Origin of the sequence: Micromonospora coriariae (assembly GCF_900091455.1) — a bacterium.
Classification (GTDB): Bacteria; Actinomycetota; Actinomycetes; order Mycobacteriales; family Micromonosporaceae; genus Micromonospora; species Micromonospora coriariae.
The window spans coordinates 2,720,393-2,734,055 of sequence record NZ_LT607412.1 but is presented as its reverse complement, the minus strand read 5'-3'; the positions used below and the strand labels follow the sequence as shown (position 1 = coordinate 2,734,055).

The following is a 13,663-nucleotide window of genomic DNA, read 5'->3' as shown; positions in this document are numbered from 1 at the left end:
GGGAGGCTGGAGATGAGCGGCGGGCTCTACCGCAGCGCGAACGCCGCGCACGACGGCGGGCCCGGCGCACGCCCGGGGGACGGCGCCACCTTCATCTCCGCCGAGCCGCTGAACCAGCCCGCCATGGAGTCGACCGCACCGCCGCAGGAGCAGGTGGCCGAGGCGAGCGCCGCGGCCAACAGCGCGGTGATGGCGATCGGCAGCCTGGTCAGCCGGGGCACAGGTTTCCTGCGCACGCTGGCGATCACGGCGGCGCTCGGTTCGGCGATCGGCAACGCGTACACGACCGCACAGATCTTGCCGGGCATGGTGTACGAGTTCCTACTCGGTGGCGTTTTGACCAGCGTGCTGATCCCGGTGCTCGTACGTCGGCGCAAGGCCGATGCCGACGCCGGACAGGCGTACACCCAGCGGCTGCTCACCCTCGCGGTGATCACGCTCGGGGCGGCCGCGTTGGTGGCCGTGGCCATCGCACCGGTACTGACGTGGCTCTACGCGAGCGATGAGGGGATGCCCGGCTACTCCAACCTGGTAACCAAGCTGGCCTTCCTGATGCTGCCGATGATCTTCTTCACCGGCCTCAGCGCATTGATCAGCGCGGTTCTCAACACACGGGGGCACTTCGCCGCCCCGATGTGGGCACCGATCCTGAACAACATCGTGGTCATCGGCACCGCTGGGCTCTACCTACTGATCTTCGGGACTGACGTTCTCACCCCGAAGGAGATGACGCCCGGCCGGATCCTGCTGATCGGCGGGGGCACCCTGCTCGGGGTGGCCGCACAGGCCATCGGGCTGCTGCCCGCTCTTCGCAAGGTCGGCTTCCGCTGGCGTTTCCGGTTCGACTTCCGCGCGCTCGGCCTGAGTGAGCTGGGCCGGCTCGGCGCCTGGATGTTCTGCTACGTCGCAGTCAGCCAGCTCGGCCTGATCGTGGTCTTCAACCTGTTGAGCCGGACGGGCGAAAAGTCAGCCGGCCCGCTGATCTACAACAACGTGTTCCTGCTGCTGATGATGGCGCACGGCATCATCGCCGTATCGATCATCACCGCGCTGATGCCCCGGATGAGCGCGGCCGCCGCCGACGGCCGGTACGCCGACGTCGCCGCCGACCTGTCCCGGGGCACCCGCACCGTCTCGGCGGTCCTCGCGCCGATCGCGGTCTGCTACGCGGTGTTGGCCACGCCGATTGCCTTCACCCTGTTCCGGTACGGGGCGTTCGACGACGCGGGCGCCCGGTCGACGGCGCCGGTGCTGTTCTTCGCCGCGGTCGCCCTGGTGCCGTTCGCGATCAGCCAGCTCTTCACCTTCGCCTTCTACGCCCTACCCGACACTCGAACTCCGGCACTGATCAACATCCCGGTGGTGGCGTTGCGGGCCGGGCTCCAAGTCGTCCTCTTCGCCGCGTTCTCGGCGAGCTTCGCGGCCAGCGGCATGATGATCGGCAACGCGGTCTCGTACCTTGCCGCCGCCGTCGGCTCCGCCCTGCTGCTCCGTCCTCGGGTGGGGCGGATCGGCCTTGGCCGGATCATGCGCACCCTGCTCCGGGTGGCGGTCGCCGCGCTGGGTGCGGCGCTGGTCGGCCTCGTGGTGGTCAAGCTGCTGCCGGGTGACGACACGCCGACGCGGGCGGAGGCGATCATCCAGCTCGTGATCGGCGGTGCGGTGATCGGCGGGACGTACCTGGGTCTGGCCACTGTGCTGCGGATCGGCGAGATCACCGAGGTGGTCGGCATGGTCCGCCGACGGATCGGTCGCTGAGCGCGAGCGTCCGCCCACCAAGTCGTACCTGCACGGATCGTGACCGCGGATCACCAGGCTGGGGATGCACCTGTGGATAACTCCGCGATTCGCCGGTCAGCCACCGAACCGCCTGTGGATAACTGACCGTACGGCTGAGCGTGTCGGTCCGATCGGCGGGAACACGCCCGCTGACGGGCGCACCAACCTGGTCCGGCCCCGGCGTCGGTCACTTGCAGTGAAGCCGTAGATTGGCTAGTACATGTGCCAGCAACGTGGCTGACAACGGTCGTAACCGGACGACTCTTCCGACTCCCGGCACCTCGCTGGGTACGGCGGGAAGATGACATGTCGGAGAGACGGGCAACCCGGGTAAGGTCGCTCTCGACGGGTACGGCAGGCGCCGGCGCTGCGCGTCGACACCGGTCGGCCGGTTCCTTCGACGGCAGAGCGGGAAGCCACATGCCCAGCAGTGCGGGTCCATCGATCGACACGATCACCGAGGGAGGACGGGTGACCCAGGTCGGCGAGGGTCAGGAGGCGGACGAAAGCGCTCCGCCGCTCATGACCTTCGGTGCTCCCACGGCCGGTGAAGTCCTCGCCGAGCGGTACGAGCTGGTCGAGCACATCAACAACGACAGCGCGGGTCGGCTGGTCTGGCGCGGGGTCGACGTCATCCTGCGCCGCCCCGTCGCGGTGGTGCTGCGCTACCCGGGTGGCGACTCCGCCACCGAGATGCTTCAGGCCGCCGTCGCGGCCAGCCGGGTCATCCACCCCAACCTGGTCGGCGTCTACGACGCGATCGACGAGGCCGAGCGGGCGTACGTGGTGCGCGAGTGGGTGGACGGGCAGTCGCTGCGCGACCTGGCGACCGAGGGCCCGCTGGACCCGGCCCGGGCCACCGCGATCGGTAACGCCGTTGCCAGCGCGCTCGCCGCGGTGCACGCCACCGGAATGGTGCATGGCAACGTGCACCCCGGCACCGTCATGATCAGCGACGAGGGCCGGGTGGTCCTTGCCGACGCGCGCACCGACGGCGCCGACAGCCAGGAGAACGACATCCGGGCGGTCGGCGGGATCCTCTACTTCGCCCTGACCGGCTACTGGCCGCACGCCGAGGCTCCGCTGCACGGCGCCACCGCCGGGCACGGCCGTGCCGCGATCCCGGACGCGGTCCGGGACGCCAGCGGCGGCATCGCGGCCCCCCGCCAGGTCCGGGCCGGAGTGCCCGCGTACCTGGACGACCTGACAATGGATCTGCTCGACGCCGAGATCGCCCCGCCCTCGTCGGACGTCCTCGCCGCCGAGTTGGCCCGGCTGGACGTGCCGGCCGAGGAGGAGCACTACCTCGACAACAGCGGGCCGTTGCGGTTCGCCGCCGACACCGAGGAGGAGCCGTCGCCGCTGGCCGCGGCCGGCGGTCGCAAGGTCGCCGTGGGCATCGCCGGTCTGCTGGCGGTCGCCCTGGTCGGTCTGCTGATCGGGATCAGCGCGCTGGGTGGCGACGACGAGAAGCCGCAGGGCAACGCGGGGGCCGCTCCCACCTCCAGCGCCCCGGCCGACGATGCCACCCCGGCCGCCACCACGGTACGGAAGCTGACCGTGGCGGGGGTCCGGATCATCGACCCGGACAGCAAGAACCGCAGCGAGGTCGACGGCGCCGACAAGGTCATCGACGGTGACGAGGACAACGGCTGGGAGACGGAGACGTACCGGGACCGGCCCAACTTCGGCAACCTGAAGAAGGGCATGGGCGTCTGGCTCGATCTCGGCGAGCCGCACACCGTCAAGTCGGTGCAGGCGGTGCTCTCCGCCACCGGCGCCTCCGCCCAGCTCCTCACCGGCAGTGCCAACCCGCCGCCGAGTTCCAGCGGCGACAAGCAGCTGGTCGCGAGCTACAAGACCCGCATCGGGCAGCCGTTCGAGGACCACGACGGCACCACCATGACGTTCAACGGCTTCAACGCGGACACGAAATACCAATACCTGCTGTTCTGGATCACCGAACTGCCTCCGGCCGAGGGTGGCTTCAAGCTGGGGGTGCAGGAGATCACGGTCCAGGGGTCGTGAGCTTGGCACCTGCACCAGGGCACCGCATCCGTTGGACGTGGTGATGGACGGGCGCGACGCCGCAACGGACCTGGAGCTGCTGCGCGCCCACGTCACCGGAGATCGGGACGCCTTCGCCGAACTGTTCCACCGGCACCGCGACCGGCTCTGGGCGGTGGCCCTGCGGACGCTCGGCGACCGGGAAGAGGCCGCCGACGCCCTCCAGGACGCGCTGTTGTCCGCGCATCGAGCGGCCGGCCGGTTCCGCGGTGACTCCGCCGTCACCACCTGGCTGCACCGCATCGTGGTGAACGCCTGCCTGGACCGGATCCGGCGCCGGCAGGCGCATCCCACAGTTCCGCTGCCCGACGGCAACCGCGCCGGGGACGGGTCGGCCACCGGAGGAGTGGAGCCAGCCGCACCGGCGCAGGATCACGAGACCGCGTTGGTGGTCCGTGAGGCGCTCGCGGCGCTACCCGTCGAGCAACGCGCCGCCCTGGTGCTGGTGGACCTGCAGGGCTACCCGGTCGCCGAGGTGGCACGCATCCTCGGTGTCGCGGAGGGGACGGTGAAGAGCCGGTGCGCCCGGGGTCGGGCCCGGCTGGCGGTGCTGCTCGGGCACCTCCGCCCGGCAGCCGGCACGGCGACCCCCACGGCCCGCCCGGAGCGATCCGGACCGGTCGCGGACGTGCCCGGCGTCACGCCGGGGAACCCACGCCCGGCGGAGGGCGTCGGATCGGGGTCGGGCCGTTACCGGCGGGACGCCAATCAGGAGGACACGTGACGACCGAGGGGTACAGGGAGGTCGACGACGACCTGCTCGCTGACTACCTCGGCGGGGCGTTGGACGGCACGCCGCAGCAGGCGGAGGTCGCTCGGCTGGTCGACACGGACCCGGCCTGGGCTGAGGCGTACGCGCTGCTGGCTCCCGCGGTGATCGAGGTCCGCGCCGACCTGGCCCGGTGGGCCGAGCCCTCCCCGGAGCTGCCGCCGGCGGTGGCCGACCGACTTGCCGCCGCGCTGGCTGCGGCGGATCCGGTACCGAACGGCGCCCCGGTCGACTCCGGCACCGCCGACGGGGAGGCGGAGGCCGGCGCCGCCACACCGGTGGTCGTGCCGGCACAGGGCGGAAGCGGCCCCGGCCGCCGCCCGGTCGGCCCGTCCCCGGCCGACCCGGCACGCGGCACACGAACGGGTCCTGGTCGCCGCCGGCGCAGGTGGGCCCGGCGTGCCGCTCCGGTGGCCGTCGCGGTGGTCGCCCTCGTCGCGGTCGGGCTGGGCCTCGACCAGCTCTCGATGGACGCCTCGGACACCGCCGGCACCAGCGCCGTGAACCGGCCGGCCAGCACCAGCGCCCTGAACCAGCCGGCCAGCGCGCCCGACAGCGCGGTCCGCACCACCGGACCGTCCCTGCGCAGCGGCACGGATTACAGCCCGCAGAGCCTCGGCGACAGGACGGGCGGCCCGTCCCCCCTGAAGGGAGCCAGCACCTCCGCCGACGCGCAGCCCGGGGTGGCCGGCGAGGGGGACCGGCGACCGCTGTCGAGCGGGCTGGACCAGTTGGCCCGGCTGACCGACGATGCCGCGCTGAAAACCTGCCTGGCCGACGTGGCCGCGGAGCACGGATCCGCCCCGCTGGTCGTCGAAGTGATCGACTACGCCACGTTCCGGGGCGAGCCGGCACTCGTCATCCGGTTCACCGACGCTGCCGGCGCCCGCTGGGCCTGGGTGAGCGGCCCGGAGTGCGGTGTCCCCGGGTCCGGCTCGGACAGCCGGTATTCGGCGCGGGTAGGGTGAATCTGCGGTCACCGGCGAGCGTACGCGTGACCTGACCCACCGGATGTCCGGCTCGGGAATCCCCAGTTCGTACGATGACGTTCTGGAAGTCACCTGCCGGCACCCTCCAGGCGTCGGCACTCGGATCAGCATCGGTGCGTGCGCCGACGCCGACACACACAACTCGGGAGACGGCAGTGGACGAGGTCCGCAACCTGATCATCATCGGCTCCGGGCCGGCCGGTTACACCGCGGCGGTCTACGCCGCACGCGCCAACCTGAAGCCGCTGATCATTGAGGGCGTGCAGTCGGGCGGCGCGCTGATGACCACAACCGAGGTGGAAAACTTTCCCGGCTTCGCCGACGGCATCCTCGGCCCCGAGCTGATGGACAACATGCGCAAGCAGGCCGAGCGGTTCGGCGCCGAGTTCCTCACCGACGACGTGACCCGGGTCGAGCTGGTCGACACCGGCGATGCGGGCTCCGGCGCGGTGAGCACCGTCTGGGTCGGTGAGACCGCCTACCGGGCACGCTCCGTCATCCTCTCCACCGGTTCGGCCTGGCGTCCGCTGGGTGTGCCCGGCGAGCAGGAATACCTTGGCCACGGCGTCTCCTCGTGCGCCACCTGTGACGGGTTCTTCTTCCGCAACCAGCACATCGTGGTCGTCGGCGGCGGCGACTCGGCGATGGAGGAGGCCAGCTTCCTCACCCGCTTCGCCGACTCGGTCACCATCATCCACCGGCGCGACTCGTTCCGGGCCAGCAAGATCATGGCTGACCGGGCGCTGAACAACGAGAAGATCAAGGTCGAGTGGAACAGCACCGTCGAGGAGATCCTGGGCGCCGACGGCAAGGTCACCGGCGTACGGGTCCGCAACGTGCACAGCGGCGAGACCAAGGTGCTGGACGTGACCGGCGTCTTCGTGGCCATCGGTCACGACCCCCGCAGTGAACTCTTCCGCGACCAGGTCGAGCTGGACGACGAGGGCTACGTGAAGGTTCAGGCCCCCAGCACCCGGACCAGCGTGCCTGGCGTCTTCGCCGCCGGTGACGTGGTTGACCACACCTACCGTCAGGCGATCACCGCGGCCGGCACCGGCTGTGCCGCCGCGCTCGACGCCGAACGGTTCATCGCGACGCTCAGCTGAAATCGAACACATCCCGGAGGAGGGGCAATAGTGGGAACAACCAAGGCGGTCACCGACGCGAGCTTCGTGGCTGACGTGCTGCAGGCCGACAAGCCGGTTCTGGTGGACTTCTGGGCCGAGTGGTGCGGGCCCTGCCGCAAGGTGTCGCCGCTGCTCGAGGAGATCGCCGGCGAGATGGGTGACCAGGTCACCATCGTCAAGCTCAACATCGACGAGAACCCGGAGACCGCCCGGGCCTACCGGGTGATGTCCGTGCCGACGCTGACCGTCTTCAAGAACGGCCAGCCGGTGCAGTCGATCGCTGGCGCGAAGCCGAAGGGTGAGCTGGTCCGGCTCATCGAATCGGCGCTCTGACCAGCAGGAACGTACCCCAACCCCGTACCCGGTCACCGGGTGCGGGGTTCGGTGTCTTCCGGGCCCACGTCACAGCCGTTTTTCCAGCCCGAGCCACCTCGCAGCCCCGGAACGCATAGCCTCAAGCCGGGGCCGCCCGGCCAGCCAGCGTCGTGCAGAGGGGGTCGTGCGTGCGTCCGATCCGACCCGGTGACCGGGGACCCGCGGTCACGGAGATCCGTACCATCCTCATCGGCCTCGACCTGCTCGCCTCCGCCGCCGGCCCGCACCTGGACGAGTTCGACCTCGACACCGAGCGAGCGGTCCGCGCCTTCCAGCAGTCCCGCGGGCTCAGCGTGGACGGCCGGGTCGGGACGGAGACCTGGGGGGCCCTGGACGCCGCCCGTTGGCGGCTCGGCGCCCGCACCCTCTACCACGCGGTGCCCGACCCGCTCACCGGCGAGGACGTCCGGTCGCTCCAGGAGCGACTCCTGGAGATGGGGTACGACGCGGGCCGGGCGGACGCCATCTACGGCATCCGTACCTCCCGGGCGGTGGCCCAGTTCCAGCGCGAGGTCGGCCTCACCCCCGACGGCTCCTGCGGACCGCACACCATGAACGCGCTGCGCCGGATCGGCCGCAAGGTGGTGGGTGGCCGCCCCCAGTGGCTACGCGAGTCCGACGCGATCCGGCAGTCCGGGCCGGCACTGCTCGGCAAGACGGTGGTCATCGACCCCGGCCACGGTGGCACCGACCCGGGCGTGGTGGTGCCGGACGGGTCGCTGCGCTGGACCGAGGCGGACCTGATGCACGACCTCGCAAGCCGGTTGGAGGGGCGGCTCGCCGCGTCCGGGGTGCGGGTGCAGCTCACCCGGGGTCCGGCGCCCGACAGTTGCCTGCCGGACACCGACCGCGCGCTGCTGGCGAACTCGCTCGGCGCCGACGTCTTCATCTCGCTGCACCTGGACGGGCACGCCAACCCGGACGCGGAGGGCGTGGCGACCTACCACTACGGCACCAACAACGGGGTGACGTCGGCGACGGGCGAGCGGCTGGCCGGGCTCGTGCAGCGGGAGATCGTCGCGCGCACCGGGCTGCGGGACTGCCGTACCCATGCCAAGGCGTGGGACCTGCTGCGGCTGACCCGGATGCCGGCGGTCCGGGTGGAGGTCGGCTACCTCACCTCGCCGGCGGACCGCGCCCGGATCATCGACCCCGCGTTCCGGGACCGGGTGGTGGAGGCGATCGTGGCCGCTGTGCAGCGGATGTACTTCCCGATCGAGCGGGACGTGCCGACCGGCTCGATCGACGTCAGCGAGCTGCGGGCGGTGGTGACCGCCGGGACGGTGGTCGACTGAGCCGGGGCGCTTGGCGTCGTCCGCTCAGCCGCCGGCGGAGCGGGTTGCCGGGGCGGGGCGGACCGGGCGGAGCAGGGTTTCCGGGCTCATCGAGCCGAGCAGCTTCTCCAGCGCGTACTCGACGTCGGACTTCCAGCTCAGCGCTGTGCGCAGCTCCAGCCGCAGGCGGGGAAACCGCGGATGCGGACGGACCGTCTTGAACCCGACGGAGAGGAAGAAATCGGCCGGTGCGACGCAGCCACCCACCGGGTCGTCGGCGTCGCCGAACTTGGCGTCGCCGAACGCCTCGATCGCCTTGATCCCCCGCTTGGTCAGGTCCCGGGCGACGCCCTGCACAAGCATCCGGCCCAACCCGCCGCCGGCGAACGCGGCGACCACGTTGGCGGTCATCAACAGCGCCGCGTCGGCGGAGACCGGCGAGGTGGGGAAAGCCATCGAGCGGGGGACGTAGGCGGGCGGGGCGTACATCACGAAGCCGGCCGGCATGCCGTCGACGTACGCGAGCTTGCCGCACGAGCCCCACTCCAGCAGCGTCTGGGAGACCCACGCCTCCTTCTCCAGGCCCGGATCGCCTGCGGCGCAGGCCCGGTCGGCGGAGACCGGGTCCAACTCCCAGTAGACGCACTGTCGGCATGGGCGAGGAAGGTCTTCCAACGTGTCGAGGGTCAGGCTGACCAGACGTCGCGACATATGGCGCATCCCCACAATAGGCTCGGTGGTGAGACCGGCACGGAACGACAGCGCCGCCTTCCTGCCCCCGACGAGCGATCGTACGCCGCCGATCGACGGTACGGGAGGGGACGCGCAGATGCTCACCGCACCGGGGGACACCGGGGACCGGTCCGGGATGTGGACGGTGCGGCGCAGCAGGCCGGCACCCTGGCTGCGGCGGACTAGGATCGACAATCGGTGTCCCCGCCGCCATGGTCGCCAGCGTCCGGGGTACCCGGGGGGAGCCACCCGAGCAGCGATCGAGGTGAGGTCATGACCGGCACGACGCTCGACGACTACACCGACCGGTACGCCCGGCGGGTGCGCGGGATGACCGCCTCCGAGATCCGAGCACTCTTCGCGGTGGCCAGCCGGCCGGAGGTCGTCTCGCTCGCCGGTGGGGCGCCGTACATCGCCGCCCTGCCGCTCGACGCGGTCGGCGAGATGCTCGGCCGGCTCGGCTCCGAACACGGTGAGACCACCCTCCAGTACGGCATCGGCCAGGGCACCCTCGAGCTGCGCGAACGGATCTGCGAGGTGATGGCGCTCTCCGGGATCGACGCCGGCTGTGGCGCCTCCCCGGAGGACGTGGTGGTCACCGTGGGCGGGCAGCAGGCGCTGGACCTGGTGGCCCGGCTCTTCCTCGACCCGGGTGACGTGGTGCTCGCCGAGGGTCCGACGTACGTCGGCGCGCTCGGAGTGTTCCAGGCCGCCCAGGCTCAGGTGGCGCACGTGCCGATGGACGCGGACGGGCTGATCCCGGAGGCGCTGGAGACGGCCATCGCCGACCTCGCCCGGGCCGGCCGACGGGTGAAGTTCCTCTACACCATCCCCACCTACCAGAACCCGACAGGCGTGACGCTCAGCGAGGAGCGCCGGGAGCGCGTGCTCGACATCTGCGAGCGCGCGGGCCTGCTCGTGGTCGAGGACGACCCGTACGGCCAGCTGGGGTTCGAGGGCGAGGCGCCGGCACCGTTGCGGGCCCGCCGTCGGGACGGGGTGTTCTACCTCAGCACGTTCTCCAAGACCTTCGCGCCCGGGCTGCGGGTCGGCTGGATCCTGGCGCCACACGCGGTCCGCGACAAGCTGGTCATCGCCAGCGAGGCGCAGATCCTCTGCCCCAGCGGCTACGCCCAGGCCGCGGTCGCCACCTACCTGGGCACCATGCCCTGGCGGCAGCAGCTCAAGGTCTACCGCGAGGTCTACCGGGAGCGCCGGGACGCCATGCTCGACGCGCTGGCCGACCTGATGCCCGAGGGCACCAGCTGGACCACCCCGGCAGGCGGCCTCTTCGTCTGGGCGACCCTGCCTGACGGGCTCGACTCGAAGGCCATGATGCCGCGCGCGGTCGCCGCCCGGGTCGCCTACGTGCCCGGCACCGGCTTCTACGCCGACGGCACCGGCACCGGCGCCATGCGGCTGAACTTCAGCTTCCCGCCGCCGGAGCGGATCCGCGAGGGCGTCCGCCGGCTCGCCGGGGTGATGGAGCAGGAGATCGCGATGCGCCGGGTCTTCGGCGCCGTGGGTGGCGCAGCCGGGCGACGCGGCCAGGCCGGCTCCGACGTGCCGGGACCCGACTTGGCATGATGCCGGCATGGGTACGACCGCTGCCGAGCCCCTCCACGTGACCAAATCCGCCGTCGCGGCCGACCTGCGCGTGCTGGTACTCGCCGGCGGGCTCTCCTACGAGCGGGACGTCTCGCTGCGCTCCGGTCGCCGGGTGCTCGACGCGCTGCGTGCCGTGGGCGTGGAGGCCGAACTGCGGGACGCCGACGTGGCCCTGCTGCCGGCGCTCGCCGTCGACCCGCCGGACGCCGTGGTCATCGCACTGCACGGTGCCACCGGCGAGGACGGCTCGCTGCGCGGAGTGCTGGACCTGTGCGGCGTCCCGTACGTCGGTTGCGACGCCCGTGCCTCCCGGCTCGCCTGGGACAAGCCCTCGGCCAAGGCTGTACTCCGCGAGGCCGGCATTCCGACTCCGGACTGGGTGGCCCTGCCGCACGACCGCTTCTCCGAGCTGGGTGCGGTGGCCGTGCTCGACCGGATCGCCGACCGGCTGGGCCTGCCCCTGATGGTCAAGCCGGCGCAGGGCGGGTCGGGGCTGGGCGCCGCCGTGGTCCGGGACGCCGCGTCGCTGCCGGCCGCGATGGTCGGTTGCTTCGCGTACGACTCCACTGCCCTGGTGGAGCGGTACGTGCCGGGCATGGACGTGGCGGTCTCCGTGGTCGACCTCGGCGACGGACCGCAGGCGCTGCCGCCGGTGGAGATCGTGCCGCGTAACGGGGTCTACGACTACGCCGCCCGTTACACCGCCGGGCGTACCACGTGGCACGCCCCGGCGCGGCTGGAGCCGGAGGCAGCCGCCAAGGTCGCCGAGGTGGCCCTCGCCGCGCACACCGCGCTCGGCCTGCGTGATCTGTCCCGGGTCGACGTGATCGTCGACGCCGCCGGTCAGCCGCACGTGCTGGAGGTCAACGTCTCACCCGGCATGACGGAGACGTCGCTGCTCCCGCTCGCCGTGCAGGCTGCCGGCCTGGACTTCGGTCGACTCCTCGGCTCTCTGGTCACCCGGGCCGCCGCCCGCCCCACCACGTCCTGAGCTCCCTGCCGCCGCGCCGAACTTCCCCGCGGCACCCCGCATCCCCGCATCCCCGCATCCCCGCGCCCTGCGCCTCCGCGCCGCCTCCGCGTTGCCGCCGGGCCGGTCGATCATGAGGTTGACGGGTGCCGCGCGGTCCGTTGCCGCCGCCAACCTCATGATCCTGTGGATTGTCAGCGGGCGGGTGGCGCGTCCTCGGACGTGCTGGGGTTGCTGATGAGTGGGACGCCAGCCGCAGCGGCCGTGTCGGTGCGGCTGCCGGGACCGGCAGTGTCCGCCAGAGCGGGTGCGGATGCGCTGGCGGATTCGGTTGTCGGGTCGGTGGTGCCGTTGGTTCCGGTTGCCGGATCGCCGGTGGTGCCGGGCACGGTTCCGGTGTCCGTGCCGTCGTCCGTGCCGGTGCCGCCGTCCGTGCCGGTGCCGTCGTCCGTGGCGGCGTCGGCGTCGTTCGCTGGCTCGGGGATCTCCTCTGCCGCTTCGATGACCGAAACCGCCTCCGCCGCTGCCGCGGCGGCGTCCGCAGCGGCGGACTGCGCGAGCAGGCTGGACGGTGCCTGCCACTGGATGCGGGGCGGCTCGGCGAGCGGCCGGCCACCGAACTCGGCCAGCCAGGCCGCGACGAGCGCGAGGTTCTCCCGCCACTGCGCCTCGGAGATCGGCGGCAGGATCGAGTCCCACAGCGACAGGAAGGTGCCCCGCAGCTGAAGCCGCCCGTACGGCCGGGCGAGGAACCACATGTGCAGATGGGCGGAGCCGTCGCCCCACCGGTTCACGTGCACCCGCGCCACGCCGTCCAAGGATCGGATGGCCCGCTCCAGACGGACGGTCATCACGCCCAGCTCGGCGGCGAGCAGGTTCGGCAGGTCGCCCAGGTCGAGGTGGGTCCGCGATTCCAGGATGAGCACCATGGGCAGGCCGGTGGGCCGGTCCATGGCGCGTACCCGCCACCGCTCTCCCACCCAGATGTAGGCGTCGTCAGGAGCGTTGCAGGCCGTGCATTCCCGGAGGCCCTCGCCCTTGCGTGGCGGTTCGACCGGGACCGGATCGTCGAGCTGCTTTACACGGAGGTCGCCCTCGAAGGGAAACGAGGGCCACTGGGTGAAGTCCGGGACTGAGGGAGGGGTGTCGTGCACGACGCTGACCCTAACCGAGTCTGACACCGCTGTCCCTACCAGTTTGACCCCTCCCTGGTCCACCCGATCAGCGCTCATCGTCGATCGATGTTCGGATCACCAAAGCGCCGGCGAGGGGATATCCACAGGCTGCCGAGATCGTGAACACGGGCCGTCATCCACAGGCTGGCACCCGCTCCCACGCGGTGTTTCACGTGAAACAGGGGGTGCCTGTGGACAACCGGTGTGGATAACTTTTTGGTTGGTCGTTCGTTGGCCGCGAACCCGCTCGCACCCCGCCGACGACGCCGGCGCCGACGTCGACTCGTCAGTACGGCGCCCAGGCTCGACGGCACGGCGGGACTACCCGCCGCTAGGCCGACCTCGAAGCCGCGCCGGCGGGCTGGGCGGCGGATTGGGCGGCGAAGTGGTTGGGCCCTCCGCGGTCGGCTCGGATGACCCGACTCGCATGAGCCAGGGTCCTCAGACGCTGGTGTGATCGGCGGTCAGCGCCATGCGTCGGGCGTGCCGAGGCGGCTTCACGCGCTGCCCGCTGCCCGCCTCCCGCAGCTCCCTGCCCGCCGGCCACGCCTCGGTGCCATCGGGCACCTCGCCGCTCCCCGCCGGCTGTCGAGGCAGCAGTTTCCGGGATGTAGTCGCCTCGCGAGCGCTGGAGGCAGCTAGATCCCTGAAGTTGTCCGGATCTTGGCCTGACGCATTGGCGTTAGGGGCGGAGTGGGTGTGGGACGGCGCGCAGCAATGGGCAAGGTGCAAGGTGGGTCTGGCAGGTGGCTGGGGCATTGGATGACCCGGACCGACTCGCAGCAGTCCGGGCCCCGA

The 13,663-nt window shown here is 71.7% G+C and carries 12 protein-coding genes; 9 read left to right on the top strand and 3 right to left on the bottom strand.

Going from position 1 to position 13,663, the window contains the following annotated elements:
• Positions 1-12 precede the first annotated feature (12 nt).
• From murJ to GA0070607_RS12785, 7 genes are all read left to right on the top strand, one after another.
• On the top strand, positions 13-1,758 hold the full coding sequence (gene murJ, locus GA0070607_RS12815; protein WP_089018419.1) for a murein biosynthesis integral membrane protein MurJ: 1,746 nt from the start codon (positions 13-15) through the stop codon (positions 1,756-1,758).
• 441 nt (positions 1,759-2,199) lie between these two features.
• Entirely contained in the window at positions 2,200-3,807 is a 1,608-nt protein-coding gene (locus tag GA0070607_RS12810; protein ID WP_089018418.1) for a protein kinase family protein, read from the top strand.
• 43 nt (positions 3,808-3,850) lie between these two features.
• Positions 3,851-4,570: an RNA polymerase sigma factor SigM gene (gene sigM / locus GA0070607_RS12805; protein ID WP_089018417.1), complete on the top strand. Its 720-nt coding sequence runs from the start codon at positions 3,851-3,853 to the stop codon at positions 4,568-4,570.
• Positions 4,567-5,583: a hypothetical protein gene (locus GA0070607_RS12800; protein ID WP_089018416.1), complete on the top strand. Its 1,017-nt coding sequence runs from the start codon at positions 4,567-4,569 to the stop codon at positions 5,581-5,583. Before sigM ends, GA0070607_RS12800 begins: the two co-directional genes overlap by 4 nt.
• A gap of 176 nt (positions 5,584-5,759) precedes the next feature.
• On the top strand, positions 5,760-6,710 hold the full coding sequence (gene trxB, locus GA0070607_RS12795; protein ID WP_089018415.1) for a thioredoxin-disulfide reductase: 951 nt from the start codon (positions 5,760-5,762) through the stop codon (positions 6,708-6,710).
• Positions 6,711-6,740: 30 nt separating this feature from the next.
• Positions 6,741-7,064: a thioredoxin gene (trxA, locus tag GA0070607_RS12790; RefSeq protein ID WP_089018414.1), complete on the top strand. Its 324-nt coding sequence runs from the start codon at positions 6,741-6,743 to the stop codon at positions 7,062-7,064.
• 170 nt (positions 7,065-7,234) lie between these two features.
• Entirely contained in the window at positions 7,235-8,401 is a 1,167-nt protein-coding gene (locus tag GA0070607_RS12785) for an N-acetylmuramoyl-L-alanine amidase (protein ID WP_089018413.1), read from the top strand.
• A 24-nt stretch (positions 8,402-8,425) separates the two neighbouring features.
• On the opposite strand, the gene GA0070607_RS12780 is transcribed toward GA0070607_RS12785, so the two are convergent.
• Positions 8,426-9,091, bottom strand: a complete 666-nt coding sequence (locus GA0070607_RS12780; protein WP_089018412.1) for a GNAT family N-acetyltransferase — start codon at positions 9,089-9,091, stop codon at positions 8,426-8,428.
• Between the two features lie 294 nt (positions 9,092-9,385).
• Between GA0070607_RS12780 and GA0070607_RS12775 the strand changes: the two genes are divergently transcribed.
• Together GA0070607_RS12775 and GA0070607_RS12770 are read left to right on the top strand one after the other, a co-directional pair.
• The gene (locus GA0070607_RS12775) at positions 9,386-10,699 is read left to right on the top strand and encodes an aminotransferase-like domain-containing protein (RefSeq protein ID WP_089018411.1); all 1,314 of its coding nucleotides are present in this window, start codon (positions 9,386-9,388) and stop codon (positions 10,697-10,699) included.
• 7 nt (positions 10,700-10,706) lie between these two features.
• Positions 10,707-11,711 (top strand): D-alanine--D-alanine ligase family protein, encoded by a 1,005-nt coding sequence (locus GA0070607_RS12770; RefSeq protein WP_089018410.1) that lies wholly within the window; start codon positions 10,707-10,709, stop codon positions 11,709-11,711.
• 173 nt (positions 11,712-11,884) lie between these two features.
• Here GA0070607_RS12770 and GA0070607_RS33335 read toward each other — a convergent pair whose 3' ends face one another.
• Positions 11,885-12,844: a hypothetical protein gene (locus GA0070607_RS33335; RefSeq protein ID WP_231930982.1), complete on the bottom strand. Its 960-nt coding sequence runs from the start codon at positions 12,842-12,844 to the stop codon at positions 11,885-11,887.
• A gap of 462 nt (positions 12,845-13,306) precedes the next feature.
• Positions 13,307-13,432: a hypothetical protein gene (locus tag GA0070607_RS33785; protein WP_269458423.1), complete on the bottom strand. Its 126-nt coding sequence runs from the start codon at positions 13,430-13,432 to the stop codon at positions 13,307-13,309.
• Positions 13,433-13,663: the final 231 nt, after the last annotated feature.

Bases quoted from the DNA above. Each gene is read 5' to 3' on its own strand.
- murJ (WP_089018419.1), top strand. From the start codon at position 13: ATGAGCGGCGGGCTCTACCGCAGCGCGAACGCCGCGCACGACGGCGGG.
- GA0070607_RS12810 (WP_089018418.1), top strand. From the start codon at position 2,200: ATGCCCAGCAGTGCGGGTCCATCGATCGACACGATCACCGAGGGAGGA.
- sigM (WP_089018417.1), top strand. From the start codon at position 3,851: ATGGACGGGCGCGACGCCGCAACGGACCTGGAGCTGCTGCGCGCCCAC.
- GA0070607_RS12780 (WP_089018412.1), bottom strand. From the start codon at position 9,091: ATGTCGCGACGTCTGGTCAGCCTGACCCTCGACACGTTGGAAGACCTT.
- GA0070607_RS12775 (WP_089018411.1), top strand. From the start codon at position 9,386: ATGACCGGCACGACGCTCGACGACTACACCGACCGGTACGCCCGGCGG.
- GA0070607_RS12770 (WP_089018410.1), top strand. From the start codon at position 10,707: ATGGGTACGACCGCTGCCGAGCCCCTCCACGTGACCAAATCCGCCGTC.